The sequence below is a fragment of the Proteus hauseri ATCC 700826 genome, from assembly GCF_001654965.1.
Classification (GTDB): domain Bacteria; phylum Pseudomonadota; class Gammaproteobacteria; order Enterobacterales; family Enterobacteriaceae; genus Proteus; species Proteus hauseri.
Window position 1 is genome coordinate 26,032 of the sequence record NZ_LXEV01000014.1, and the last position, 26,205, is coordinate 52,236.

The window sequence follows — 26,205 nt, forward strand, 5'->3', positions numbered from 1 at the left end:
GCCTACAAAGCCCATTACAGGGCGCAATACTCAACGTGATAGGGAGCTAATGGAATGTTTCGGAAATCGTTAGAGAAACATATAGAAAGGGTAGGGGTATCAAAAATGACAAACGGCCTCGTCTCAGGAACCGCCCCCCTCCTCGAATTTTTACGCACGGTAATTTTTTTGAAAATAATTTACTAGGAAACAGAAATAGTTATGGCAAGAGCACCTAAACCCCCCGTTTATCTTAATGAGATAGCAACGAAAGAGTGGAAAACAAAAGCCAAAATATTGGCAGAACGTGACGATCTGACGTTAGCCGATTGGAACAATTTAGAATTGTATTGCGTCAATTATGCGATGTACCGTAAAGCGGTTGAAGACTTAGATAATCGAGGGTTTAGCATTATCAATAGTCAAGGCAGTGAGAGCCGTAATCCCTCATTGAGTGCCAAGGCTGATGCTGAAAAAATCATGATTAAAATGTCTTCCTTACTGGGGTTCGATCCCGTTTCTCGTCGTAAAAATCCAATTGAAACCGAGGAAGAGGACGAATTAGATCGCCTATGAACGCATGGGAGCAGTACGCAAGCGATATTAAAACAGGTAAAATCCCTGCCTGTCAGCGGTTAAAGCAAGCCGTTGAACGTTACTATAATGACTTAAATAATCCGCTTTATACCTTTGATAATGAGGTCGTAGAGCGTTTTATCGGGTTCTCCCGTGTTTGCCCGCATGTTAAAGGGCACTTGCGAGGTAAGCCGATAGAGCTTGAACCGTGGCAACAATTTGCCTTTGCGAATCTCCTTGGTTTCAAGATGATCTCAACGGGGCGAAGAAAATACCGCAGTGCTTATATTCAGGTTCCCCGCAAAAATGCAAAATCCACCGTTGCAGCAATACTGGCTAATTGGTTCTTGGTGATGGAAAACGGGCAGCAAGATATTTATACCGCTGCAGTGAGCCGAGATCAGGCGCGTATTGTCTTTGATGATGCCCGTCAAATGTGTGTGCTGTCTAAACCGCTTAAAAAACGGGTAGCCATACAACAACATAAAGTGATTAATCCGAAACGTAATAGCTTATTGAAACCTCTTGCCGCTAAAGCCGCCACGATTGAGGGAACCAATCCCAGTTTAGCCATTGTTGATGAATATCACTTACACCCTGATAATGCGGTTTATTCTGCTCTTGAGTTAGGGATGGGGGCGCGTCCTGAAGGGATTTTATTTGCGATCACAACGTCAGGGAGCAATGTCATTTCAGCCTGTAAACAACATTATGATTATTGTTGTCAAATCCTCGCCGGTGAAGAACAAAATGAATCGTTATTTGCTTTGATTTATGAACTTGATGACGAAAAAGAAATTGACGATGAAAGGCTGTGGATAAAGGCAAATCCCAATCTTAATGTGTCGGTTGATGGTGATGCTTTGTATGACACGATACAAAAGGCGCGAGGTATTCCCTCACAATGGACAGAAATGTTAACCAAACGCTTTAATATCTGGTGTCAGGGGGAAACGCCTTGGATGGGTGAGGGCGCATGGTTAGCGTGTAAAATGGACTATACCGAAATAGACCTTAAAGGCTTAGCGTGTTATGCGGGAATGGATTTATCTTCTACGGGGGATATTACCAGTGTCTGCTATACCTTTCCTGTTGATAATGAATTGTTGTTATTGACTCGCCACTATATTCCCGAAGCGCAGTTACAGAACCCCGCCAATAAGAACAGGGCTATTTACCGTCAATGGGTTAAGTCAGGTTGGCTTCGTACCACTCCTGGTGATTGTATTGATTATGATCGCATTCGTGATGATGTGCTTAGAGACAGCCAACAATTTAATATCAAATTGACAGGTTTTGATACATGGAACGCTACCCACTTAAGAACTCAGCTACAAGGTGCGGGGTTAGATGTTGAGCCATTCCCTCAAACTTACATGAAGTTTAGCCCTGTGGCGAAATCAGCCGAGGTATTTGTTAATCGTAAAATCATTCGTCACAATGGCGATCCGGTGCTTGCGTGGGCGATGGCTAATGTCGTCATGGAAACGGACGCAAACGCGAATATCAAGCCCAATAAAAAGAAATCAGCCAACAAGATTGACCCTGCTATTGCTTTCCTTATGAGCTTTGGTACATGGCAAATTGAGCATGAAGACTTTGCTTTCAACTTAACGGGGGAGCAAAAAGAACGTTTAGCCTCATTTGATGGGGTGTAGCTGACTTATTGTTAGTTGCAAATTTTCGTTATCAACCATGGTGGAAATCACCACAGTATAGGTATGGTGGAAATCGCAATACCTTTACAGTCACACCACAGCTTAAATCTGAGCCAAAGCATTTATTAGTGCTTTGGTCTTCCAGAGGACAAAATTGTCCCCGAGTTATTGAGAAAAACATATTTGTGAAATTATCAATAGGTTAGAACGTTAAACACACTCACCTCGAATAGGACGCCTTAATATCAAGGAGTCGCCCACCTAGTGTAAATCGCCAAATGAGTAAATTATCAGCAAAAAGGTGCACAGTATGAACAGTTGGTGCACACCGTGTTCACCCTAATTTATTATTTAATATCAATGGATTAAGTTAATGGTGCATAGGGTGCACAGTTGAGGGCTTCAAAAAGATTTATAGGGGGGTAGTGAATAAATTACAGGATAATAGAGTTTTGCTGTATATAATTTAAGCTACTAAAATTTTGTAGTTTACCTATCTTTCCCTCTTCACATTAAGTAATCAGTTTGGCGAAACAGGTATCACCATTTTGATCATGCCTTTGGCATAACATAGTAGAAAGCTAACAATCACCGTGTTTGTATCTACCTTATCGCTTGTTTATATAACTGTTCAGATATCTATGTATAAATATATGTATAAACAATAACAAAAAAGCCCTTAACAAATAATGAAAAGGGCTTTTTAATTCAATGTGTTATACGACTTCTATTAATTCATGCCGTATTTTTTCAGTTTCTTACGCAGTGTGCCGCGGTTAATGCCCATCATTTGCGCTGCACGTGTTTGGTTGCCACGGGTGTACTGCATTACCATGTCCAACAAAGGCTGTTCAACTTCAGCCAATACTAGCTCATAAAGGTCATTAACATCTTGACCGTTTAATTGAGCAAAATAGTTTTTCAGTGCTTGCTTAACGGAGTCACGTAAAGGTTTTTGGGTCACCTGATCTTGTGAATTTACGGTGGCAACGGTTAGTACGTCTGAATTTACGCGTTGTTCGAACATAGTTCTGTCAGCTCTTTTATTTATTTACGCAAAAAATTTTCGAAATATGCTTCCAACGCCTCCAGCTGTTCGCTGGCATCCTCTATGGCGTTGAAGGAGCGCCGAAACTGATCATCAGGGGCATGTTCCTTGAGATACCAAGAGACATGCTTGCGAGCAATGCGAGTTCCTTTGCCTTGACCGTAAAAGTCGTGCAACTCACGCACGTGCATTTGCATTATTTGCTGTACCTCTGCAATCGGCATTGGTGGCAGCAGTTCACCTGTGTCCAGATAGTGCTGGATTTCCCGAAAGATCCAGGGTCTTCCCTGAGCAGCGCGACCGATCATTAAAGCATCGGCTCCAGTGTAGTCGAGCACTGCTCTGGCTTTTAGCGGGTCAGTTATGTCTCCATTCGCAATAATGGGAATAGAAACACTCTGCTTAACTGTCCGAATACTGTCATATTCGGCTTCTCCTTTGAACAAACACTCGCGTGTACGTCCATGAATAGTGAGAGCCTGAATACCACAACGTTCAGCCAATCTGGCAATCTCTACACAGTTACGTTCATCAGGTGACCAGCCAGTACGGATCTTCAGAGTAACAGGTACATCAACCGCGTTAACCACAGCAGAGAGGATCTCTGCGACAAGGTCGGGATAACGAAGCAATGCTGAACCCGCCAGCTTTTTATTCACCTTTTTTGCCGGACAACCCATATTTATGTCGATAATCTGAGCGCCACTTTCTGCGTTTATTTTCGCAGCAGCAGCCATATCGGCAGGGTCACTTCCAGCAATCTGTACGGAGCGGATCCCCAATTCATCGCTATGTACCATTCGCAACCGAGACTTGTCTGTCTTCCAAACCTGAGGATTAGAAGAAAGCATTTCAGAAACTGTCATACCCGCACCCATGTCATAGCAAAGTGACCGAAAAGGTCGGTCTGTAACGCCAGCCATTGGAGCTGCGATAAGGCAATTTTTTAACTGATACTGTCCGATTCGCATAGATGAAAAGAGGGCCAAACTGTGACTGCAAGGGCGCGTATATTACGCATTTTTTATCAGATATGAAAGGACAAAGTTTAACCAAATCGTGAAAAAAAGTTACTTTTTTACACTTGATTTTTTTTGATTATATTATTTAGTCAATAAAAACATGTGGTTATAAATATTTTTTATTTTGAAAATTGATAGTACAGAATTGATAAACACTCTTAACAAAGTGAAGTTTATCAGACAAAAATGAGATTAATGTCTGATAAACAATAATTAAGTGAAATTTTAACCTAATGAGATTATCTCGATTTGGTTAATATTTGCACAGTGTTATTTTTTCACGCCGGTAATACGACACCATTCTTCTTTTTCAGCAACAGGATCTAGAGTAAATAATCCTTCATAAGCAGCACTCACTCCTTCTGCTTGGGTTGCTAATACGCCAGAAAGACCAAGATGGCCACCTTGACGAGGAAGAGTGCTAATCACAGGCGCAAGTTCACGTAGTGGGCCGGCTAGAATATTAGCGACAACAACATCAGCAGAAAGATTTTCTGGTTGATCTTTGGCAAGATATAACGTCAGAGCATCAGAAACACCGTTACGCTGAGCATTATCTCGGCTAGCTTGAATAGCTTGCGGGTCGATATCAATGCCTATCGCTTTTGCTGCACCCAGTTTAAGTGCCGCAATAGCTAAGATACCGGAGCCACAACCAAAGTCGATAACCGTTTTGCCTGCTAAATCTAAACCATCAAGCCATTGTAAACATAAAGAGGTTGTTGGGTGGGTTCCTGTACCAAAAGCAAGACCGGGGTCTAGCATAACGTTGACGGCGTTAGGATCGGGCACTTCACGCCAGCTAGGGCAAATCCATAAGCGCTCGCCAAAACGCATCGGGTGGAAATTATCCATCCATTCGCGTTCCCAATCTTTATCTTCGATCTGTTCGATTTTATGAATAAAATGCTGACCAAATAGCGGGTTGTTCTCCAGCATGGCAACGATAATCTTCATATCGGTTTCAGCATCATATAAACCAACAACATCGGTATCACCCCAAAGACGAGTTTCACCCGGCAGAGGTTCAAAAATAGGCGTGTCGTGGCTATCTTGAAAAGTGACTGATACAGCACCACTTTCGACAAGTTCATCACCAATCGCTTCTGCATTCGCCGCAGTTGCATTAAGTCTTAATTGTATCCAAGGCATATTAATCTATCTCTTTAAAAACGGGTTCACTGTAATGGAACGGATTGCGCTAAAGTATGCTCTCCGAACCGATTAGCCACAAGAAATGCCGCTAAACTCAGTAATAGTGAAGGAACAATAGGGTGAAAATCAGCAATTTGAATATTGAATGTCGCCAAGGTTGCATAAAGCGTTGCCCCGGTGATCATCGCAGCTATCGCACCATAGCGATTGGCTTTATTCCAGTAAAGGCCGAGCACTAATGGCCATAAGAAAACCGCTTGTAATCCGCCAAATGCCAGCAAGTTCAGCCAAATGATCATTGACGGTGGGTTCCACGCTGCAAAGAGCAAAAGTACACCTAAAATCAAGGTTGAAAGGCTCGATAAGCGTGAAATGCGTTTCTCATTAGTTATGGCGTGAGGCGCAAAATTTAAATAGAGATCTTTGACCAACGTCGCTGATGATTGTAACAATTGCGCGTTAATGGTCGACATTATCGCCGCCATTGGTGCGGCTAAGAAAATACCTGCGGCAAAAGGCGGTAATACATCAACCATTAGTGTGGGTATTACTTGGTCAGGTACCGTTAAATCAGGAATGATGGCACGACCTAATGCGCCAGCAAAGTGCATACCAAACATCAGTAATGACATCACAATAGTGCCAATAATAATGCCTTTGTGCATTGCTTTGCTGTCTTTATACGAGATACAACGTACTGCCGTATGGGGTAATCCAATCACCCCAAAACAGACTAACACCCAAAATGATGCCATGAATGGCCCACTTAAAATGCCATCAGCGCCCTGTGGCGATGTTAATGCGGGGTCGATAGCATTGAGTTTTTGTATTGCGATATCTAAGCCACCAATTTTATAAATGATAGCAAACAGTAAAATAAAGGTACCTAGCAGCATTACAAGACCTTGTAATGCATCATTTAATACACTCGCGCGAAATCCACCTATTGCCGTATACAGCGCGATAGAGATACCAAATATTAATAAGCCAAACTCATAGGGAATGCCTGCGGCGGTTTCTAATAGTCGAGCACCACCAATAAACTGCACAGTCATGGCACCAATAAAAGCGACTAATAAACTTAAACTGGCAAACCAAACTAAAAAACGGCTCTGATAGCGTGCATATAGCATATCGTTAAGTGTTACCGCATTATAACGACGCGCTAAGATGGCGAATTTTTTCCCTAATACGCCCAAAGAAAGCCAAATTGCAGGTAGCTGGATCATAGAAAGCAGCACCCAACCAATGCCGTATTTATAAGCAGCGCCAGGGCCACCAATAAAGGAGCTTGCACTGACATAAGTTGCAGTGATAGTCATGGCTAAAACAAAGCCGCCCATCGAACGATTACCAAGGAAGTATTCGTTAAGAAATTCTCCTTTCTCACGTTTACGGTAGGCGTAAGCCGACAACAGAAAGACCAATAGTAGATAACCAATCAGCGGTACAATAACTTCAGTTTGCATCGTCATGCTCATCTCCTAGCGGCATATCTTTGAAGAAATAACGAACCATTAGATAGCACAACAGAAAAAACAAAATAGGTAAAAATAAGCATGAAAGCTCGAACCAAAGCGGTAAACCAATAATGCCTAGTGTGTTATCAGGTAAATAGGCGGTCATTAACCAACCCAATAAATACATAAAAGTTAAAATTAGGGCCAAAAGGGCTTCTTTGTGGGCCTGAACAAAACGCTTGTCCATCTGTTCTCCCAATCTTAATAGGGTTAAAACGAATGGGAGGATTGTACGGGAAAGTGAATAGTGATTCAGTGAAAATTAGTCATAAACTAAGCGGTTAGATTAAAGTATTTATTATCTAATTGTTTTTTAACAGTTATATAGAGTTGCTTTGAAGCAGATATCGCGTTCATTATCAATGATTATTAGATTAAAGATGTTTTTTTAATCAAAATAATAAAGAAATATTTTTCTATGATTTTATGAGTAATAAAAAACAAAAAGAGTACGATTTCAATAGATTAATTATCATCGTACTCTTTTTAATATAACTCATCTCTATAAAATGAAAGTATTCCCTTTATCCCTTTATCCCTTTATCCCTTTATCCCTTTATCCCTTTAAAACAAAGGTAACTTTAAAAAACTAAAGGGCGTTTTTAATTCTTTCTAATCCCTGCTTAATTATGGCGCGAGGACATGCAAGATTGATGCGAATATAGTTATCGCCATTGCTAACAAACATATTTCCACCTTCTAGCAGGATGCCTGTTTTGTTAGCAAAATAGAGTGAAAGCTGTTGATTATCGATATTCTCTGGCAAGTATTCTTTAAGATTGATCCATGCTAAATAGGTTGAATCGGGCACTTTAAAGTTTGCTTTTGGAAAATGAGTGTGAACAAATTCTTCAACTAATTTGAAATTATCATCAAGATAGTTTTTAAGTTGTTTTAACCATTCATCGCACTCAGAATAAGCTGCTTTTGTTGCTACTAAACTTAATGGTGAAATAAAGTCATCATATAAACGAAGCCACTCATTTTTCACTTCTTCATTTTTAATAAAGATATGAGACATTAAGTTGCCCGCGAGATTAAATGTTTTACTTGGAGCCATGCAGGTAATGATTTTGTCATATTCAGGAAAAAGCTTGGCAATAGGAGTATGGTTGACACCATTACGTAATAAGTCGCAGTGAATCTCATCTGATATTATCCAAATATCATTTTCGATGCACAATTTTCCCATTTTTATTAAATCTTCTTGTGTCCACACTTTTCCTGTTGGGTTTTGTGGGTTACATAGAATAAATAATTTAATATTCAATGAGCTATCTTTAATTTTTCGTTCCATATCAGCAAAATCAAGTGCATATTCACCTTGTTCTTCTAATAAATCAGAATAGATAACTTGGCGTGAATTATAATCACCTGCTTGTTTAAATGGCGTATAAGAAGGCGTCTGAATTAAAATGCTTTCATCTTGTTTAATTAATAAAGGAACTAAGCGATTTAATGCAGGAATAATGCCTGGAGATAAAACAATCTCACGAGTATCAATATTCCAATTATAGTGTCTTTGGCACCAATCTTTAAAAATGTGATAATACTCATCGTCATAGATTTTGGTATAACCTAATATTTTCCTGTCTAGTCTGGCCTTAATTGCGTCAAGTATTTCTGGTGGCGTAGAAAAATCCATATCAGCTACCCACATTCTAATGAATTCATCATCTGCAAAGGCAAATTTTGCATCTTTATCTGCCTTGAAAATATATTGACGCCAGCCATCATAATTTAGCGCATCGGTATTTTTTCTATCTATAATTTCATCAAAGTTATATTTCATGATTTAGCCTTTAATACATTTCATTTTATTAAATAAATTTCAAGAATGGAGAGATACAAAGTAGGATGCCCGTAAAAATAATTAAGTAGAGTGATAATCCTTTATAACGGTGCAACGAAGGTACTTTGTAAACTAAATAAGCAGGAATAAGACAACCGACAATACCGAATATTGGGCTGCAAATAGAGGTGAACATTAATACGGGTAGATTAAGAACAATGGCTCCCCATGCAATAACCACAGTAAAGATAACAATGCTTAAATTAAGTATTTTCTTGTTAATTTTTTCTGCTGGAATAACACGAGTAAGCGCATTCATTACTAATCCTTGAACGGCTTCTTTAAATCCAAGGTATACACCAAAGAAAGCGGTCATTAGTGCAAAAACATTCAGAGCAACACCAACAGGTGTGACAAATTTAGCGGCGTCTCCTTCAATAAATTGCGCTGCAATTGCTAGCGCGGAGATATTTTGTTCATACGCTTTTACTGCTTCATCGTGGCCTATGGCGAAAGTGAAAGAAACGGCATAGAAAAAAACGACACAAAACAGCGTGCCAAATGAGATATTCATTGCTCTTAGTGCTTTATAGCGAGCAACTTCAATTGACTGGTTTTTGGCTCGATAGGAAATAACCATCGGGCTAAGTGATTGAATAAATAAAATTGAGGTGAGAGTAAAAGGTAACGTAATAATGGCATTTTTAATAAGCAGACGAAAAGGAGGGAATGAATCGATATTTTTTGATAAATCCCACATGCTTATCATCATTAAACCAAGAACGAGCACAACCAGTAATTTTGATAACACCATAAAACTGGAAATTTTAAATAGTAGTTCTTCACTTCGTGATGTAATGAGTACTAAAAATGAAATAAGAATTAAGCCATAGAATGGATTGTCAGAAAGAAGTCCATCGGTAACACCAAAAGTATGTAGGTAAGATGCAGTGTCATTAGTTAATGCAGTAGGGTAAGCAAATATCCAAATAACAAGCATTAAAAAATAAAGTAAGCCAAGAAACATTCCCCAGTTTTTACCCAGGTAACCTTCGATAACGCCAGGGTAGTCTTTACACTCTTTAGAATCGGCAAGAGTGTTGATAAATAGACGTTGAAAAAGGTACATGGCAGGATAGCCAATAATAGAAGAAAGCAAAAAGACCCATAGCCCAATTAAGCCAACTTGAACCGGTAAAAAAACAATACCCGCGCCAATTGCCATACCAATACTGATGATGATCCAACCCGCGTCTGTATTATCAAAACGGGTTAATTTTTTCCATTCTTCTTTTGATAGTGAGGCCCTATCGATTTTTTTTTCTAATAAGGTCATATGTGTAATCCCATGTGTAAGTAATTTATAGTATTTGTTTTATTAACTCGTTTTAGAACACGATTTTTAATGATTTTGTATTAGCTGAATAACGAGACTTCACGAGTCATTCTAGCAATTAGGCTGGTTAATTATTTTTTCATATTGGAATCTGTACGCGCTTATTTATTAATAAAATTAGTTAAAATGAATCTATAAGCGAATAATATTTGATAAAAACGTTATTTTGATTAACGTCACAAGGTCTCGAATATGATGAGTCTTGACAAAACGGATATGGGTATCCTTAAGCTGTTACAAGAAGATGGACGATTAAATAATGCAGAAATAGCTAAGCGTGTATTTTTGTCTCCCCCAGCTTGTTGGAAAAGACTTAAGGCGCTAGAGAAGGGTGTAATAAAAAATTATCGTGCAAATATTGATCCTAAACACTTGGGATTTAATTTTTATGCCTTTATGAATATTACGCTAGATTTACACTCTGAAGATAATATGGCGCATTTTGAACAAGAGATAATGAAAATTGAAAACGTTATTTCTTGTCATAATATCTCTGGCCGTTATGACTATATTTTGCAGTTAGTCGTAAAGGATATGGACGATTTTCATAATGTATCGATGGTAAAAGTACGTGCAATAGGTAATATCAAAGAGATGAATACCAGCTTTAGTATTCGTGAAATAAAGCCTTTTAAAGGTTTTCCAATTAAATAAAGCAAAAAAAAAGCATAGTTAATTTAACTATGCTTTTTTGTATCGATAAGAAAATATTATTTCTCAGCTAATCCTAAACGCTTTTCAAGGTAGTGAATATTTGTGCCACCTTGTTGGAATTTCTCATCATTCATAATGAACTGATGCAGCTCAATATTGGTTTTAATGCCATCGATGATAAGTTCTGTCAAAGCATTTTTCATACGAGAGATCGCGATTTCGCGAGTTTCACCATAAGTGATCAATTTACCGATCATTGAATCATAATGAGGTGGAACAGTATAACCTGCGTAAATATGCGATTCCCAACGTACACCAAACCCACCCGGTGAGTGGAAGCGAGTAATCGTTCCCGGACTTGGTAAGAAGGTTTTCGGATCTTCTGCGTTAATACGACACTCAACAGCGTGACCGTGAACATTTATCTGATCTTGAGTTACCGATAACGGCAAGCCAGATGCAATACGTAATTGTTCTTTGATTAGGTCGATGCCTGTGATCATTTCTGTTACTGGATGCTCAACCTGAATACGGGTGTTCATCTCAATAAAGTAGAATTCACCATTTTCATATAGGAATTCAAAAGTACCTGCACCACGATAGCCGATTTCGATACAAGCGTTCGCACAGCGTTCGCCGATATTTTTACGGATTTCTGGAGTAATACCTGGTGCTGGCGCTTCTTCTACAACTTTTTGGTGACGGCGTTGCATAGAGCAATCACGTTCAGCCAAATAAATTGCATTACCTTGACCATCAGCCATGACCTGAATTTCAATATGGCGTGGATTTTCAAGGTATTTTTCCATATAGACCATATCGTTACTAAATGCCGCTTTGGCTTCAGCACGAGTCATTATGATGGATTGTTCTAAATCTTTTTCAGCACGGACAACACGCATTCCGCGTCCGCCGCCGCCGCCAGATGCTTTAATAATGACTGGATAGCCAATACATTTAGCAATCTCGATATTTTTTGCAGTGTCGTTACCTAAAGGACCATCAGATCCTGGAACACAAGGAACACCTGCTTTTTTCATCGCTTCAATAGCAGAAACTTTATCGCCCATTAGGCGGATGGTTTCAGCTTTTGGGCCGATAAAAATAAAGCCAGAGCGTTCAACTTGCTCTGCAAAATCAGCATTTTCAGACAGGAAACCATATCCTGGGTGAATAGCTTGTGCACCGCTGATCTCAGCCGCTGCAATAATTGCAGGAATATTTAGATAACTTTTTGCTGAAGCAGCGGGACCAATACAGATAGTCTCGTCTGCCAGCAGAACGTGTTTTAAATCACGGTCTGCCGTGGAGTGAACGGCAACTGCTTTGATCCCAAGTTCTTTACAAGCTCTTAGAATACGCAGTGCAATCTCACCACGGTTGGCAATGAGGATTTTTTCTAGCATGGACCTGCCTCGTTATTCGATGACAAAGAGTGGATCGTCAAACTCAATGGTGTCGCCATCTTGACAAAGGATAGATTTAACAACGCCTGCTTTATCGGATTCTATCTGGTTCATCATTTTCATTGCTTCAACGATACACAGAGTGTCACCAACATTCACTTGCTGACCGACTTCAACAAATTTTTTGGCTTCTGGGCTTGGTGAACGATAGAACGTTCCTACCATTGGTGAGCGAACAACATGACCGCTGATCTCTTGGGCTACAACTGCTGGCGTTTCAGGCGCTACTGGTGCAACGGCAGTTGCCAATGCAGGTTGAGGCGCTGCTGTTGGTGCCGCAAAATATTGCTGAGGAGCCATTTGACCCTGAAAACCAGAGTTACGACTAATACGTACTGACTCTTCACCTTCAGAAATTTCCAGTTCAGAAATGCCAGACTCTTCGACCAGCTCGATCAGTTTTTTAATTTTACGAATATCCATGAGTTGATTCCGTACTCTTTTTGATGTTTTTTATTAAGACAAACGGTTAACCGCTGCCTGTAAAGCAAATCGATAACCTTCTGCACCTAATCCACAGATGACGCCAGTTGCGATATCAGAGAGATAAGAATGGTGACGGAAAGGCTCCCGACTGTAGACATTGGAAAGGTGAATTTCAATAAATGGAATATTCACCCCTAATAATGCATCACGCAGTGCAACACTGGTATGCGTGAAAGCCGCGGGATTGATTAATATATAATCGATATTACCGCGCGCTGCATGAATTTTATTTATTAGCTCAAATTCAGCATTCGACTGAAAATGACTAAGCTTCACATTTAATGCTTGAGCATCTGCTGACAAACTGTGAACGATATCGTCCAGAGTTAAGTGTCCGTAGGTTTCCGGCTCTCTCGTTCCAAGCAGGTTCAGGTTCGGACCATTCAGGAGCAAAATATGAAAATTTTCCGACATTATGCTTCTATCTCCGTCAATACGTCAACGAAATGACAAAATAACCTGTGCTTTTCATTTTGTCATCTTTTATTGTATTCAATGTCACGATGCATATCACAAAGTCCGACATTATAGACATTTCACAGAAGATAGCAGCAAAATACTGGTCTAATCAGGGAAGGCGAGCTTTATTTCGGTAAAATAGAGAACGTTTTTGCGCTATTATTATGCTCATAAAGCAAAATAAACGTATGTTTAAAAAATAATCATAACATCACGTTATTTATTGATGTCACTGGAAATATGACCTTATTTGAGGGTGATCGTTAATATATATTTAAAATGTGATCTAGATCACATTTACTTGGCAGTTTGAAATGAAAATAATCGCAATCTGGCATTAAAAGAAGTGTTTTAATGCCAGAAAATTGTTCGATAGGACGTAAATTTAACTAATTTTTACCAGTGTGCGACCCGTTACCTGGTTATCCATGATCATTTGAGCATAACGTGGTACTTCATCAAGTGTAATTTCGGTCATGGCTTGCTGGTAGAAAGTTTCCGGTAATAGTTGTAACAAACGTTGCCAAACTTGAGCGCGTTTTTCTGCTGGGAAATAAACAGAATCGACACCTTGCAGACGAATATTGCGTAAAATAAATGGCATAACGGTAGTTGGTAATGAGAAACCACTTGCTAATCCACAAGCAGCCACGGTTCCGTTATAGTTTGTTTGCGCTAAAATATTAGCTAAAATTTGTCCGCCAACAGTGTCTAGTGCACCAGCCCAACGTTGTTTATCTAGCGCTCTGCCCGGCTGTTCAAATTCTTCACGGGTAATAATGTTTGTTGCACCTAATTTTTTTAGGTATTCATGGTTGCTACTTCTGCCACTTAACGCAGTAACTTGATATCCCAACGTACTTAATAAGCTAATTGCAGTGCTTCCGACGCCACCACTTGCACCAGTCACTAAGATCTCACCGCTTTGAGGGGTAATACCACCTTGTTCTAATGCGATAACACACAACATGGCAGTGAAACCCGCAGTACCAATAATCATGGCATTTTTTAAGGATAAGCCTTCAGGAACAGCAGTAAGCCAATCGCCTTTAACGCCCGCTTTTTGTGATAACCCACCCCAGTGATTTTCGCCTACACCCCAGCCTGTTAATAGAACGTGTTGACCAATATGAAAACGAGGATCTTCACTGTGATGAACAACGCCAGAAAAATCGATACCAGGGATCATTGGAAATTGTCGAATAATTTTTCCTTTACCTGTTATCGCTAATCCATCTTTATAGTTAAGAGTGGAATAGTGAATATCAACGATAACGTCATGAGAGGGTAGTTTGGCTTCATCGACGTTTTGAACGCTTGCTAATATTTTATCGCCTTGTTCTTCAAGTAATAATGCTTTCATGATGACCCCTTATCGATTTTTTATTGCTAACATGATAGGCGATTTTTTAGGTGGCGTCGTGATTGTGCACAATATCTATTGTAATAATGAGACAAATTAACCTTTTTTAGTGTATAAACTCAGGGTTCTGCGTTAATTGGAGTAGAGATTATTCTGGGGTTTATATCTTGATTAATGGATGATGCCTTTGATGTTTTACGATAGGATGAAAATTAAGCACTTATATTGTGGGTCAATAGAAGAATGCTTTGTTTTTGATATGCCTTTGGTGAGTATTCTTATTGGTTAATCAATAAAAATAACAAGGTGAAATATCATCAAATTTCGATATAGCTAATGTGAATAATCAAATGAATAAATTTTATTTGAACTTGTAGCAAGGCTTTTGAGTCACATAGTGGCTACTAAGAAAGTTTTTTTCTTTATTGATGCAATCGTTGTTTGTATTGTAGCTAAGTCAAATATCTACAACGTAGGATCGAATTTATACGTTAATCGTTTTAATTAGCCCATTTTTATGCAGTTTTTTTCTGCTCCAATTGGGAAAAGTAACGTAGAATATTGTGCCTTTAAGATTATTCACGTGTCCACTTTTAACTAAGTAGCAAATCGCGCCTTGTCGCTGCTTATTGTGGTTGGTAGAGTAGACGGATTTTTCCGTCCCGGCTTGCAGGATTATCCTTTCGTATGTTTAAAAAATTTCGTGGCATGTTTTCCAACGATTTGTCTATTGACTTGGGTACCGCCAATACCCTTATTTATGTCAAAGGGCAGGGTATTGTTCTCGATGAACCTTCCGTTGTCGCTATTCGTCAAGATCGCGCAGGAACCTCAAAAAGTGTTGCAGCCGTAGGGCATGAAGCCAAACAGATGTTGGGGCGTACTCCTGGTAATATCGCAGCTATCCGTCCAATGAAAGATGGTGTGATTGCTGATTTTTATGTAACCGAAAAAATGCTTCAACACTTCATAAAACAGGTTCATAACAACAGCTTTATGCGTCCAAGCCCTCGGGTATTGGTTTGTGTACCTGTTGGTGCAACGCAAGTTGAGCGCAGAGCAATTCGTGAATCTGCATTAAGTGCTGGTGCTCGCGAAGTGTTCTTGATTGAAGAACCTATGTCGGCAGCTATTGGTGCTGGCTTACCGGTTTCAGAAGCAACTGGCTCTATGGTGGTTGATATCGGTGGCGGTACCACTGAAGTTGCCGTTATTTCTTTAAATGGTGTTGTTTATTCTTCTTCTGTTCGTATTGGTGGTGATCGCTTTGATGAAGCTATCATTAACTATGTCCGTCGTAACTATGGTTCACTAATCGGTGAAGCAACCGCAGAACGTATCAAGCATGATATTGGTTCAGCGTATCCTTCAGATGAAGTTAATGAAATCGAAGTTCGTGGCCGTAACCTTGCAGAAGGTGTGCCTCGTAGCTTTACATTGAACTCTAATGAAATTCTTGAAGCATTACAGGAACCATTAACAGGTATCGTCAGCGCAGTTATGGTTGCATTAGAACAATGTCCGCCAGAATTGGCTTCTGATATTTCAGAGCGCGGTATGGTATTAACTGGTGGTGGTGCTCTGTTACGTAACCTTGACCGTCTATTGATGGAAGAAACGGGCATCCCTGTGATTGTGGCTGAAGATCCACTGACCTGTGTGGCTCGTGGCGGTGGTAAAGCATTAGAAATGATCGATATGCACGGTGGCGATCTGTTTAGCGAAGATTAAGATTGATTCTAAACAAGGGAGAACGGATTCCCCCTTGGTGTGAATATCGACACCCGTTCTTTTACTTCCCGTGTGAGTGATCTCTGAGTTTATGAAGCCAATTTTTAGTCGGGGACCATCCCTGCAACTAAGATTAATAATCGCCGTGATTATCGCTATTACATTACTAATTGCTGATAATCGTTTGGGGGCGTTTTCTAAAGTCCGTCAATATTTGGATACGGCTGTTAGCCCTTTCTATTTTCTTGCCAATGGCCCGCGTCGTTTTCTTGACCAAATCTCTGAAACTTTTGCCACACGAGAACGCCTTCAGTTTGAAAATCAAGCCCTGAGAAAAGAGTTGCTTGTTCGTAGTGGTGAAAGCCAATTACTTGAACAATTTAAGCAAGAAAATGCTCGTTTACGAGAGTTACTTGGTTCACCTTTACGCCAAAATGAACAGATGACAGTAGCTCAAGTGCTGTCAGGCAACAGTACACCTTATCGAGATCAAGTTGTAATTGATAAAGGTACTAATGATGGTGTGTATGAAGGACAACCCGTTATCAGTGATAAAGGCGTTGTTGGACAAGTAATTGCCGTAAGTGAGTTAACCAGCCGAGTGCTGTTAATTTGTGATACGAGCCATGCTTTGCCTGTGCAAGTATTGCGAAATGATATTCGCGTTATTGCATCTGGTGGTGGATGTGCTGACGATCTGTTATTAGAAGCATTGCCTGCTAATATTGATATTCGTGTTGGGGATGTATTAGTGACATCGGGATTAGGTGGCCGTTTCCCTGAAGGTTACCCGGTTGGGGTTGTCTCTTCGGTTAAAGTGGATAATCAACGTGCCTATTCTGTTATTGATGTAAGACCTTCTGCGGAATTACAGCGTTTACGTTATCTACTTTTATTGTGGGGTGCTTCGGATAAAAAAGGTGAACCGCCTTTACCTTCAGAAGTTTATCATGCAGCAAATGAACGTTTAATGCAGCTGATGCCACAAGTGTTGCCTAACTATGAGCAAGCAGGCCCACCATTACCTCGTTCTATGTCTCAGGAGCCGTTAGAAAATACAGCTGACTCCCAAACTCCGGCTGTCACACCTCCTACAACAAGTACGGGTGCGCAACCTAGCACAAGCCGAGGTCAATAGTGGCGATGAATCCTTATCAAAGCCGCGGGCGCTGGATTATTTGGCTCTCTTTTCTAATCGCCTTAGTATTGCAAATTATGCCGTGGCCTGAGCAATTAGAGATGTATCGCCCTATTTGGCCAGTACTATTTCTTATCTATTGGATAACAGCTATTCCACATCGTGTTAGTGTGGGAACGGCATTTGTGCTGGGCATGAGTATGGATTTAGTCCAAGGTACAACCTTAGGTGTGAATGCCCTTGCTTATACTTTAGTGAGTTATGTCGTGGCATTTAAATATCAACTTTTTTGTAATCTTGCATTATGGCAGCAATCTTTGGTTGTTATGGTTACGGTTGTGGTGGTTGATCTTGCTGTATTTTGGGCAGAATTTTTGCTTTCCCCCGTTACTTTTCACCCCCAAGTATTCTGGAATAGTCCAGTCAGTGGTATTCTTTGGCCCTGGCTCTATTTTTTACTTCGCAAAGTCCGTCATCAGTTTTCTGTACACTAACAGCTTACTGAACATGGCGGTATTTTTGTATTACCGTCATGAGGACACTAACTGTGACAACGCTTTACCTTGCTTCCAGTTCACCAAGACGACGCGAGTTACTCGCATTATTGGATGTTGAATTTAGTATTATTACGCCAGCTATTGATGAAATTTGGCAACAAGGTGAAACGCCAGAACAGTATGTTACTCGTTTAGCGACAGAAAAATCGCTAGAAGGGGTGCGACAAGCACCTTGTGATTATCCGGTTTTAGGTTCTGATACAATAGTTGTTTGCGAAGGTCAAATTCTTGAAAAACCTCGTGATAAAGCTCATGCCGCACAAATGTTACGCGCGCTAGCGGGATCAACCCATCAAGTGATCACCGCGATTGCAATTTCTGATAGAAATCATACAGTAAATCAATTGGTCGTCACATTAGTTACATTTAGAGAGATGACAGATCAGGAAATTAACGCGTATATTGAAACTGGAGAGCCGATGGATAAAGCAGGCGCTTACGGTATTCAAGGAAAAGGAGGCCGTTTTGTTCAGCGGATTGAGGGAAGTTATCACGCTGTTGTCGGATTACCTCTTGTTGAAACCGAGGCGTTGATAGCTCAATTTTTGTCTCTAGCTAATGAGAAGGAGATTTCATGACTGCAGAGCTATTAGTGAATGTCACTCCATCTGAAACCCGTGTTGCCTATATCAGCGGAGGCATACTTCAAGAAATTCATGTTGAAAGAGAAGCCAAACGTGGCATAGTCGGAAACATCTACAAAGGTCGGGTGAGTCGAGTTTTACCCGGGATGCAAGCTGCATTTATTGACATCGGGCTGGATAAAGCCGCTTTTTTACATGCTTCTGATATTATGCCTCACACCGAATGTATTGCTGGTGAAGAGCAAAAAAAATTCAATGTCCGTGATATTGCTCAGTTGGTTCATCAAGGGCAGGATTTAATTGTACAAGTTGTTAAAGATCCTCTTGGCACGAAAGGTGCACGTTTAACCACAGATATTACACTCCCTTCACGTTATTTAGTTTTTATGCCGGGCGCTTCTCATGTTGGTGTTTCTCAGCGTATTGAAAGTGAAGAAGAGCGAGAGCGTTTAAAGCTGTTAGTTGAAGAATATTGCGATGAAAACGGTGGTTTTATTATTCGAACCGCGGCTGAAGGGGTGGGTGAGCACGAAATAAAACAGGATGCGGCTTTTCTTAAACGTTTATGGAATAAAATTATTGAACGTAAGAAAAGAAATAAAACACGCATTCAAATTTATGGCGAATTGGCATTAGCACAACGTATTTTGCGTGATTTTGCGAGTTCTGAACTTGATAGTATTCGTGTTGATTCAAAACTTACCTATAATCAATTACAGGAATTTATTGGTGAATATATTCCTGAGTTAACGGCCAAGCTTGAATTGCACCAAGGTAATCAACCTATTTTTGATCTTTATGGTGTTGAAAATGAAATTCAACGCGCATTAGAGCGTAAGGTTGAGCTGAAATCAGGTGGTTATCTTATCATCGATCAAACAGAAGCAATGACCACAATAGATATCAATACTGGCGCATTTGTGGGGCATCGTAATTTAGAAGAAACTATTTTTAATACTAATATTGAAGCAAGCCAAGCAATAGCCCGCCAATTAAGATTACGTAATTTAGGCGGCATCATTATTATTGATTTTATTGATATGAATAATGATGAGCATAAACGCAGAGTATTAGCTTCTCTTGAACAAGCATTAAGTAAAGACCGAGTAAAAACCACGATTAATGGGTTTTCTCAGTTAGGGTTAGTTGAAATGACCCGTAAAAGAACTCGCGAAAGCCTTGAGCATGTATTGTGTGACGATTGTCCAGCTTGCCAAGGTCGAGGAACGGTAAAATCAGTAGAAACAGTCTGCTATGAAATTTTACGTGAAATTGTGCGTGTCCATAAAACGATAGATGCAGATCGCTTTCTTGTTTATGCCTCATCCGCCGTATCAGAAGCACTACGAAGTGAAGAATCTCACGCTTTGGCAGAAGTTGAAATTTTTGTTGGTAAGCAGGTTAAAGTACAAACAGAGCTACTTTATAGTCAGGAACAATTTGATGTGGTGATGATGTAATGGATACTCTTTTGTCATGATAATGACGGTAGAAAGGAGACATAAATGAAGCGGCTGCCAAAATACCTGTTATTACTAACGGTTTTTTGTCTCATTGTTTTTGCTTTAATTTTAAGCGGTTTTCGCTACTTTCTGCCAAGGCTTGATAATTATCGTCCTGAAATTGAAGCTTATCTAACAAAACAACTCAATAGCCCTGTTAGTATGGTTAAAATTAAAGGGGAATGGCAAAATTTTGGTCCTGATATTCAAGTCGATTCACTTGTTATTAATAACAAAGATGTGGATGTTAGGGCTCAACAAATTACGTTTTCTTTTGATATCTGGCGTTCTCTTTTTGCTTTTCGTCCTTACTTTCGTGAACTCACCTTTGAACAGTTATACGTTAATTATCATCGCCCTATTTTTACAGGGCAAAGTGGTGATATTACTTTAACTAAGCCTGATGATATCTCTTCTCTATTTTTTGAACAGTTCGACCGTTTTAAGTTGGTTAATAGCCGCTTTACTTTTCTTACCCCTTCGGGGGATACCAGCAGCTTAAACATCCCCCGAGTTAATGTGGTTAAACCAAAAAGATCGTCATCGGGCTCAGGGTGAGGTAACTCTTGATACATTGCTTAATCATTATGGTGGAATGAAGGTTCGTCTTGATCTCTACACCAATGATAAAGGGTTGATAGATAATGGTAAAATTTTCGTTACTGCGGATGATGTTGATATATCACCGTGGTTAAGCCAATGGGTAAAAAGTAATAGTGGTCTTGATGAGGCGAAAGCCAGCTTATCTAATTGGATTGAAATAACACAAGGGCGTATTACTGGCAGCCAGTTGCAAATCCACCAAGGTGAAATGGATTGGCAAAGTGAAGGGGTTTCACACGTATTAAATGTAGAAGATCTTATTTTGCGAATGAGACGGCAAGAAAATGGCTGGCTTGCAGATATTCCTTATACACGAAAAATTACGATGGATGGTAAAGAGTGGCCCGATGGTTATTTAGCGGTGCTCTATCAGCCAAAAGAGAAAGAGCGTGATGAAGCTTGGCGGATCCGAGCTAAAAATATAGAACTAGATAGTTTATATGCTGTATTGCCTCTATTTTCATTTTTAACGCCAGACTTTGTGCGCCAATGGCAATATCGTCAATTTTCGGGTTTAGTAAGTGATTTTGCTTTAGACCTTACGCCGGCTAATTTTGAACAAAGTGCCATTGATATGCGTTGGCAAGATGTTAGTTGGAAACGTTGGCAGGAGATCCCATCAGTCGAGCATTTTGATGGTCGCCTAAAAGGTAACTTACAAGGTGGTGAGCTAGATTTTTCTTTAACCAATAGTCAGGTTGATACAGGCGAGTTATTTAAAGCCCCGCTTGAGATTGAGAAAGGAAATGGAACAATTTATTGGCAATATAAAGAGGATGATTTATCTCTTTGGAGCCAAAAATTAGATATTCAAGCAACGTCAGCATGGGTGACGGGTGATTTTCGCTATGAGAAAAAAGGCGACGATCAATTATTGTCTATTTTGTCTGGTATCAGAGTTAGCAATGCTGGTGATACATGGCGTTATTTACCTGAGCAGTATGTGGGTAAAAGTTTAACGCAGTATCTTTCTGATGCGATTATTACAGGTAATATTGAGAATGCGACTTTTATTTTTCATGGTGATCCGGTGGATTTCCCTTTTGAAAAACATAATGGTTGGTTCCAAGTTTATGCTCCTGTAAAGCAGGCAACATTTAAATTTGATAATGAATGGCCTGCGTTGTTTAATCTTGATATTAATTTAGATTTTCGCAATCAAGGGCTGTGGATGTCGGCAGATAAAGCCAAAGTAGGTAATGCTTCTGCATCGAATTTAACGGCTGTTATCAGTGATTATGCACAAGAAAAAATAGTGATTGATGCCGATATTGTTGCAACAGGTGATGAATTAAAAGATTATTTTCTCGATTCTCAAATGGCGAGTATTGGCCATACTCTTGAAGAACTGAAAGTTGCTGGCAATATTAATGGCACGCTGAAGCTTGATATTCCTTTTAATGGTGAAGATGTGGTTGCAAGTGGTGATATCAATCTAAAAAATAATGATGTCACACTCGCGTTTATGGATACCACGTTAAAGGGCGTAACAGGTCAATTTCGTTATAACAATGATAAACTTGAAAGCGATATATTAACGGGAAATTGGTTTGGACAGCCGCTCTCTTTTTCATTTACAAGCCACAATAATAGCGATGTTTATCAAGTAGATGTTGGGTTAAAAGGCCTGTGGGATATGCAAAAAATTCAAGGTCTGCCATCAGATATTCAACGTCAAATAAGCGGTGTGCTACCTTGGAATGGGAAGGTGAAAGTTCATTTACCTGAGACCGGTGATGTTAATTATCAAGTTGATTTAACTGGAAATGTGAATGGATTAACCAGTAAATTGTCTGCACCTGAAACACAAGATTTTAAAGCATCACCACCAATAATTATTTCTGCTAAAGGTAATAGCGAAAAATTAAATATTGATGTGAACGCGGATAATTTGTGGGCACTAAATAGCGAATGGTTGCTTGGAAAACAGTTACGTTTATTACGTGGTAATCTTGCTTCAGCATCAATTAAATTACCAAAGCTTACTGAACAAGAAAGATTAACAATTGAACTTATAGGATTAAATGGCGATAAATGGCTGCCTACTTTAGTCGCTTTTTCTGCATTAACACCTTCTGAAAATGAAATCAGTTTCCCTGATAATATTCATATCAGCTTACCAGAGCTTAATTTTGCAGGACAAAAATGGCGTGATCAGCAATCTGAAATTATGAGAGTTAACGATGGTATAAAATTCTCTTTTTCAGGTAGTGAATTACGCGGTGATATGTTTATACCTACGACAACAGCACCTTGGCAAGTTAATGTTAATTATCTCTATTTTAATGGAGAGCAGTCTTCTGAAGAAGAAAAAACATTGAAAATAGCAATGGATCCTACAAGTAAACCTGCTGCATTCTCAGTGAAAAATATACCTTCTGTCGAGTTTGAATGTAAAGAGTGTTGGGTTAACGGATTGCTGTTAGGCAACATTAAAGCGTCTATGCAACAGAGCAATGGTACGTTATTTCTGACAAACGGTAAATTGGTCAATAGCAGCGGGGAATTATCCGTCACGGGTGTGTGGTCTGAAAATGCAGCTGGACAAAATAACACTAAACTCAGTGGGAAACTGAAAGCAGAAGAAATTGATGAAATGGCGGCCTATTTTGGTTATATCGTGCCAATTATTCAATCCCCACTTTCGGCTGATTTTTCATTACAGTGGCACAATACACCGTGGAATTTTGATTTAGCGACGTTGAATGGAGAAGTTAAATCGTTATTAGGTAAGGGACGTATAGAACGAGTCAATGTAGGACAAGCAGGGAAACTATTGCGCCTTGTGAGTTTTGATGCGTTATTGCGTAAATTACAATTCGATTTCAGAGATACTTTTAGTGATAATTTTGAATATGATTCTATTAAGAGCGAAATCATCATTAAGCAAGGTGTGATGAACGCCGACAGTGTTCGTATCGATGGGGTAATTGCCGATATTGTTATTACAGGGCAAGTTGATTTAATTGAGCGTAAAATGGATCTACAAGTTGTGGTAACCCCAGAGATTTCAGCTACAGTAGGAGTAGCTACTGCTTTTGCTATTAATCCAATTGCAGGTGCTGCGGTATTCGCGGCATCAAAAGTTCTTGGCCCACTTTGGAGTAAGATTTCAGTAATACGTTATCATGTGACCGGAACTATGGAACAACCTAAAATCGACGAAGTACTGCGTCAGCTCAAGGAGAATCAGGCGTTATGAAAAAAGTTAATGTCGCACTTTTGCAGCTTTGTAGCGGAAAAAATATAAAAAATAATCTGGCGCAAATAGAGCAACAGATTAAGCAATTACCCGATTCAGTTGAACTTGTGTTAACCCCTGAAAATGCGTTACTTTTTTCGAGTGCTAAAGATTATCATAAACATGCTGAAATTCAGGGTGAAGGGCCTTTACAAGATGCTATTGCTAAAATGGCACAGCGTTATAAAGTGTGGATCCTTGTGGGTTCTATGCCTTTAATTAGTCGTGATGACCCAAGCCAAATTACCAGTAGTAGTTTAGTATTTGATAACGAAGGTGTTATTCGTGCTCGTTATGACAAAATTCATATGTTTGATGTGAGTATTGATGATGAGCAGGGCGAATATAATGAATCTGCTATTTATCAACGCGGTGAACGTTTAACTGTTGTTGATACTCCTGTTGGTAAGTTAGGCCTAACTATTTGTTATGATTTACGTTTCCCTGGTATTTTCCAAGCATTAAGAGAAAAAGGTGCTGAAATTATTTCTGTACCTGCCGCATTTACTCGTTTAACAGGAAAAGCGCACTGGGAACCACTGCTACGTGCTCGTGCAATAGAAAACCAATGTATTATCTTGGCTCCTGCACAAGTTGGTACTCATGATACGCGTCGCACTTGGGGCCATACGATGGCAGTTGACGGTTGGGGGAAGGTCTTGAAAAAGAATCCTGATGCCGTAAGTGCACTAACGCTGAATATTCGCGTTGATAGTTTAGATGGTATGCGTGAACAGATACGGGTTGTGAAACATAATCGCTTTCGCCCGAAACTGACTCACTTAATAAAAAAAGTTAAGGATAAAAAAGAATTATGAGTTTAGCTGTTGTCAGCGAAAGTCTGTTGGAAGCGAACCAACTCAGTCTGGATGATTTAGCATCTACACTTGAACAGCTTGCACAGCGTCAAATTGATTATGGTGATCTTTATTTTCAGTCTAGCTACCACGAAGCGTGGATCTTAGACGATCAAATTATTAAAGATGGCTCTTACAATATTGATCAAGGGGTAGGTGTTAGAGCCATTTACGGTGAAAAAACCGGTTTTGCTTATGCTGACCAGTTAACACTTAATGCACTTAATCAAAGCGCTGCAGCTGCACGAAGCATTGTTCAAGCTCAGGGAAATGGTCGTATTCATACCTTGGGTGCTATTCAACATTCTCCGTTGTATAGCTTAAGTGATCCGCTGCAAAGTCTTTCTCGCGAAGAAAAAATTGCTTTATTACATGAAGTCGATAAAGCTGCTCGCGCTGAAGACAAGCGCGTAAAACAGGTTAATGCTTCTTTAACCGGCGTTTATGAACATATTTTAGTTGCAGCAACAGACGGTACATTAGCCGCTGATGTGCGTCCTCTCGTTCGCCTTTCCGTTAGTGTGTTGGTTGAAGAAGATGGCAAACGCGAGCGTGGCGCAAGCGGGGGTGGTGGTCGTTTTGGTTATGATTATTTCTTAACGAAAATTGACGGTGAAAGCCACGCTGTAACTTATGCCCGTGAAGCCGTGCGTATGGCATTAGTTAATTTATCTGCAATAGCTGCACCTGCTGGTACAATGCCTGTTGTACTTGGCGCAGGATGGCCGGGTGTTTTACTTCATGAAGCAGTGGGGCATGGTTTAGAAGGCGATTTTAATCGTCGAGAAACCTCCGTATTTTCTGGTCGTCTTGGTGAAAAAGTGACTTCTGAGCTTTGTACTATTGTTGATGATGGTACGATAGAAGGTCGTCGTGGCTCAGTAGCGATAGATGATGAAGGTGTACCCGGTCAATATAACGTGTTGATCGAAAACGGCATCTTAAAAGGCTATATGCAAGATAAGATGAATGCGCGCTTAATGGGTGTTGCCCCTACAGGTAATGGTCGCCGTGAATCTTATGCACACCTTCCTATGCCGCGTATGACAAACACTTATATGTTAGCTGGTAGCTCTTCACCTGAAGAAATTATTGCTAGCGTTGAGCGTGGAATTTACGCGCCAAACTTTGGTGGTGGGCAAGTGGATATCACTTCAGGTAAATTCGTTTTCTCAACCTCGGAAGCGTATTTAATTGAGAATGGCAAAATTACTAAACCTATTAAAGGCGCAACATTAATTGGTTCTGGTATTGAAGCGATGCAGCAAGTTTCTATGGTTGGTAACGATTTAGCCTTAGATAAAGGTGTTGGTGTTTGTGGTAAAGAAGGTCAAAGCTTGCCTGTTGGTGTGGGTCAACCCACACTGAAGCTTGATAAAATTACTGTCGGCGGAACCGCTTAATTGTTGCTATAGTTA

At 39.9% G+C, this 26,205-nt stretch carries 23 protein-coding genes; 12 read left to right on the plus strand and 11 right to left on the minus strand.

The window, feature by feature from the left end:
* Nucleotides 1–201 precede the first annotated feature (201 nt).
* Complete coding sequence (locus M997_RS04120; RefSeq protein ID WP_004245345.1) at nucleotides 202–555, plus strand: phage terminase small subunit P27 family; 354 nt, start codon at nucleotides 202–204, stop codon at nucleotides 553–555.
* Nucleotides 552–2,213 carry a terminase large subunit gene (locus tag M997_RS04125; protein ID WP_064718848.1) on the plus strand — a complete coding sequence of 554 codons (1,662 nt, stop codon included), beginning with the start codon at nucleotides 552–554 and terminating at the stop codon, nucleotides 2,211–2,213. The genes M997_RS04120 and M997_RS04125 overlap by 4 nt, the downstream gene beginning before the upstream one ends.
* Nucleotides 2,214–2,943: 730 nt before the next feature.
* Here M997_RS04125 and fis read toward each other — a convergent pair.
* The 7 genes from fis to M997_RS04160 all read right to left on the minus strand — a co-directional run bounded on the left by fis (nucleotide 2,944) and on the right by M997_RS04160 (nucleotide 10,086).
* Nucleotides 2,944–3,240 (minus strand): DNA-binding transcriptional regulator Fis, encoded by a 297-nt coding sequence (fis, locus tag M997_RS04130; protein WP_004245342.1) that lies wholly within the window; start codon nucleotides 3,238–3,240, stop codon nucleotides 2,944–2,946.
* A 20-nt stretch (nucleotides 3,241–3,260) separates the two neighbouring features.
* The gene (dusB, locus tag M997_RS04135) at nucleotides 3,261–4,232 is read right to left on the minus strand and encodes a tRNA dihydrouridine synthase DusB (RefSeq protein WP_064718849.1); all 972 of its coding nucleotides are present in this window, start codon (nucleotides 4,230–4,232) and stop codon (nucleotides 3,261–3,263) included.
* A gap of 321 nt (nucleotides 4,233–4,553) precedes the next feature.
* Complete coding sequence (prmA, locus tag M997_RS04140; protein ID WP_064718850.1) at nucleotides 4,554–5,435, minus strand: 50S ribosomal protein L11 methyltransferase; 882 nt, start codon at nucleotides 5,433–5,435, stop codon at nucleotides 4,554–4,556.
* Nucleotides 5,436–5,461: 26 nt separating this feature from the next.
* Nucleotides 5,462–6,907, minus strand: a complete 1,446-nt coding sequence (gene panF / locus M997_RS04145) for a sodium/pantothenate symporter (protein ID WP_064718895.1) — start codon at nucleotides 6,905–6,907, stop codon at nucleotides 5,462–5,464.
* The gene (locus M997_RS04150) at nucleotides 6,897–7,145 is read right to left on the minus strand and encodes a YhdT family protein (protein ID WP_064718851.1); all 249 of its coding nucleotides are present in this window, start codon (nucleotides 7,143–7,145) and stop codon (nucleotides 6,897–6,899) included. The genes panF and M997_RS04150 overlap by 11 nt, the downstream gene beginning before the upstream one ends.
* A gap of 402 nt (nucleotides 7,146–7,547) precedes the next feature.
* Nucleotides 7,548–8,750, minus strand: a complete 1,203-nt coding sequence (locus M997_RS04155; RefSeq protein WP_064718852.1) for a MalY/PatB family protein — start codon at nucleotides 8,748–8,750, stop codon at nucleotides 7,548–7,550.
* A 28-nt stretch (nucleotides 8,751–8,778) separates the two neighbouring features.
* Complete coding sequence (locus M997_RS04160; RefSeq protein ID WP_064718853.1) at nucleotides 8,779–10,086, minus strand: SLC5/6 family protein; 1,308 nt, start codon at nucleotides 10,084–10,086, stop codon at nucleotides 8,779–8,781.
* 252 nt (nucleotides 10,087–10,338) lie between these two features.
* Between M997_RS04160 and M997_RS04165 the strand changes: the two genes are divergently transcribed.
* Nucleotides 10,339–10,800 (plus strand): Lrp/AsnC family transcriptional regulator, encoded by a 462-nt coding sequence (locus M997_RS04165; RefSeq protein WP_082918384.1) that lies wholly within the window; start codon nucleotides 10,339–10,341, stop codon nucleotides 10,798–10,800.
* A gap of 56 nt (nucleotides 10,801–10,856) precedes the next feature.
* On the opposite strand, the gene accC is transcribed toward M997_RS04165, so the two are convergent.
* From accC to acuI, 4 genes are all read right to left on the minus strand, one after another.
* A complete protein-coding gene (accC, locus tag M997_RS04170; protein WP_064718854.1) occupies nucleotides 10,857–12,206 on the minus strand; it encodes an acetyl-CoA carboxylase biotin carboxylase subunit in 1,350 nt (449 codons plus the stop codon).
* A gap of 12 nt (nucleotides 12,207–12,218) precedes the next feature.
* Complete coding sequence (gene accB / locus M997_RS04175) at nucleotides 12,219–12,689, minus strand: acetyl-CoA carboxylase biotin carboxyl carrier protein (RefSeq protein ID WP_064718855.1); 471 nt, start codon at nucleotides 12,687–12,689, stop codon at nucleotides 12,219–12,221.
* Between the two features lie 33 nt (nucleotides 12,690–12,722).
* On the minus strand, nucleotides 12,723–13,166 hold the full coding sequence (aroQ, locus tag M997_RS04180) for a type II 3-dehydroquinate dehydratase (RefSeq protein ID WP_064718856.1): 444 nt from the start codon (nucleotides 13,164–13,166) through the stop codon (nucleotides 12,723–12,725).
* A gap of 430 nt (nucleotides 13,167–13,596) precedes the next feature.
* Nucleotides 13,597–14,574: an acrylyl-CoA reductase (NADPH) gene (acuI, locus tag M997_RS04185; RefSeq protein WP_064718857.1), complete on the minus strand. Its 978-nt coding sequence runs from the start codon at nucleotides 14,572–14,574 to the stop codon at nucleotides 13,597–13,599.
* A gap of 687 nt (nucleotides 14,575–15,261) precedes the next feature.
* Here acuI and mreB point away from each other — a divergent pair.
* The 9 genes from mreB (at nucleotide 15,262) to tldD (ending at nucleotide 26,190) form a co-directional block, all read left to right on the plus strand.
* Nucleotides 15,262–16,305: a rod shape-determining protein MreB gene (mreB, locus tag M997_RS04190; RefSeq protein WP_023582893.1), complete on the plus strand. Its 1,044-nt coding sequence runs from the start codon at nucleotides 15,262–15,264 to the stop codon at nucleotides 16,303–16,305.
* A gap of 91 nt (nucleotides 16,306–16,396) precedes the next feature.
* Complete coding sequence (gene mreC, locus M997_RS04195) at nucleotides 16,397–17,443, plus strand: rod shape-determining protein MreC (protein WP_064718858.1); 1,047 nt, start codon at nucleotides 16,397–16,399, stop codon at nucleotides 17,441–17,443.
* 5 nt (nucleotides 17,444–17,448) lie between these two features.
* Nucleotides 17,449–17,937: a rod shape-determining protein MreD gene (gene mreD, locus M997_RS04200; protein WP_064718897.1), complete on the plus strand. Its 489-nt coding sequence runs from the start codon at nucleotides 17,449–17,451 to the stop codon at nucleotides 17,935–17,937.
* 53 nt (nucleotides 17,938–17,990) lie between these two features.
* The gene (locus M997_RS04205; RefSeq protein ID WP_064718859.1) at nucleotides 17,991–18,578 is read left to right on the plus strand and encodes a Maf family protein; all 588 of its coding nucleotides are present in this window, start codon (nucleotides 17,991–17,993) and stop codon (nucleotides 18,576–18,578) included.
* The gene (gene rng / locus M997_RS04210) at nucleotides 18,575–20,044 is read left to right on the plus strand and encodes a ribonuclease G (protein ID WP_064718860.1); all 1,470 of its coding nucleotides are present in this window, start codon (nucleotides 18,575–18,577) and stop codon (nucleotides 20,042–20,044) included. The genes M997_RS04205 and rng overlap by 4 nt, the downstream gene beginning before the upstream one ends.
* A gap of 45 nt (nucleotides 20,045–20,089) precedes the next feature.
* Nucleotides 20,090–20,644 carry a YhdP family protein gene (locus tag M997_RS17690; protein ID WP_239994683.1) on the plus strand — a complete coding sequence of 185 codons (555 nt, stop codon included), beginning with the start codon at nucleotides 20,090–20,092 and terminating at the stop codon, nucleotides 20,642–20,644.
* Nucleotides 20,604–23,891, plus strand: coding sequence for an AsmA2 domain-containing protein YhdP (gene yhdP / locus M997_RS04215; RefSeq protein WP_239994682.1), 3,288 nt, complete (start codon nucleotides 20,604–20,606; stop codon nucleotides 23,889–23,891). The genes M997_RS17690 and yhdP overlap by 41 nt, the downstream gene beginning before the upstream one ends.
* Nucleotides 23,888–24,748 carry a deaminated glutathione amidase gene (gene nit1, locus M997_RS04220; protein WP_064718861.1) on the plus strand — a complete coding sequence of 287 codons (861 nt, stop codon included), beginning with the start codon at nucleotides 23,888–23,890 and terminating at the stop codon, nucleotides 24,746–24,748. The genes yhdP and nit1 overlap by 4 nt, the downstream gene beginning before the upstream one ends.
* Nucleotides 24,745–26,190, plus strand: coding sequence for a metalloprotease TldD (tldD, locus tag M997_RS04225; RefSeq protein ID WP_064718862.1), 1,446 nt, complete (start codon nucleotides 24,745–24,747; stop codon nucleotides 26,188–26,190). Before nit1 ends, tldD begins: the two co-directional genes overlap by 4 nt.
* Nucleotides 26,191–26,205 lie beyond the last annotated feature (15 nt).

Coding starts and splice junctions, on each gene's coding strand:
- M997_RS04120 (WP_004245345.1), top strand. CDS start 202: ATGGCAAGAGCACCTAAACCCCCCGTTTATCTTAATGAGATAGCAACG.
- M997_RS04125 (WP_064718848.1), top strand. CDS start 552: ATGAACGCATGGGAGCAGTACGCAAGCGATATTAAAACAGGTAAAATC.
- fis (WP_004245342.1), bottom strand. CDS start 3,240: ATGTTCGAACAACGCGTAAATTCAGACGTACTAACCGTTGCCACCGTA.
- dusB (WP_064718849.1), bottom strand. CDS start 4,232: ATGCGAATCGGACAGTATCAGTTAAAAAATTGCCTTATCGCAGCTCCA.
- prmA (WP_064718850.1), bottom strand. CDS start 5,435: ATGCCTTGGATACAATTAAGACTTAATGCAACTGCGGCGAATGCAGAA.
- panF (WP_064718895.1), bottom strand. CDS start 6,907: ATGCAAACTGAAGTTATTGTACCGCTGATTGGTTATCTACTATTGGTC.
- M997_RS04150 (WP_064718851.1), bottom strand. CDS start 7,145: ATGGACAAGCGTTTTGTTCAGGCCCACAAAGAAGCCCTTTTGGCCCTA.
- M997_RS04155 (WP_064718852.1), bottom strand. CDS start 8,750: ATGAAATATAACTTTGATGAAATTATAGATAGAAAAAATACCGATGCG.
- M997_RS04160 (WP_064718853.1), bottom strand. CDS start 10,086: ATGACCTTATTAGAAAAAAAAATCGATAGGGCCTCACTATCAAAAGAA.
- M997_RS04165 (WP_082918384.1), top strand. CDS start 10,339: ATGATGAGTCTTGACAAAACGGATATGGGTATCCTTAAGCTGTTACAA.
- accC (WP_064718854.1), bottom strand. CDS start 12,206: ATGCTAGAAAAAATCCTCATTGCCAACCGTGGTGAGATTGCACTGCGT.
- accB (WP_064718855.1), bottom strand. CDS start 12,689: ATGGATATTCGTAAAATTAAAAAACTGATCGAGCTGGTCGAAGAGTCT.
- aroQ (WP_064718856.1), bottom strand. CDS start 13,166: ATGTCGGAAAATTTTCATATTTTGCTCCTGAATGGTCCGAACCTGAAC.
- acuI (WP_064718857.1), bottom strand. CDS start 14,574: ATGAAAGCATTATTACTTGAAGAACAAGGCGATAAAATATTAGCAAGC.
- mreB (WP_023582893.1), top strand. CDS start 15,262: ATGTTTAAAAAATTTCGTGGCATGTTTTCCAACGATTTGTCTATTGAC.
- mreC (WP_064718858.1), top strand. CDS start 16,397: ATGAAGCCAATTTTTAGTCGGGGACCATCCCTGCAACTAAGATTAATA.
- mreD (WP_064718897.1), top strand. CDS start 17,449: ATGAATCCTTATCAAAGCCGCGGGCGCTGGATTATTTGGCTCTCTTTT.
- rng (WP_064718860.1), top strand. CDS start 18,575: ATGACTGCAGAGCTATTAGTGAATGTCACTCCATCTGAAACCCGTGTT.
- M997_RS17690 (WP_239994683.1), top strand. CDS start 20,090: ATGAAGCGGCTGCCAAAATACCTGTTATTACTAACGGTTTTTTGTCTC.
- yhdP (WP_239994682.1), top strand. CDS start 20,604: ATGTGGTTAAACCAAAAAGATCGTCATCGGGCTCAGGGTGAGGTAACT.
- nit1 (WP_064718861.1), top strand. CDS start 23,888: ATGAAAAAAGTTAATGTCGCACTTTTGCAGCTTTGTAGCGGAAAAAAT.
- tldD (WP_064718862.1), top strand. CDS start 24,745: ATGAGTTTAGCTGTTGTCAGCGAAAGTCTGTTGGAAGCGAACCAACTC.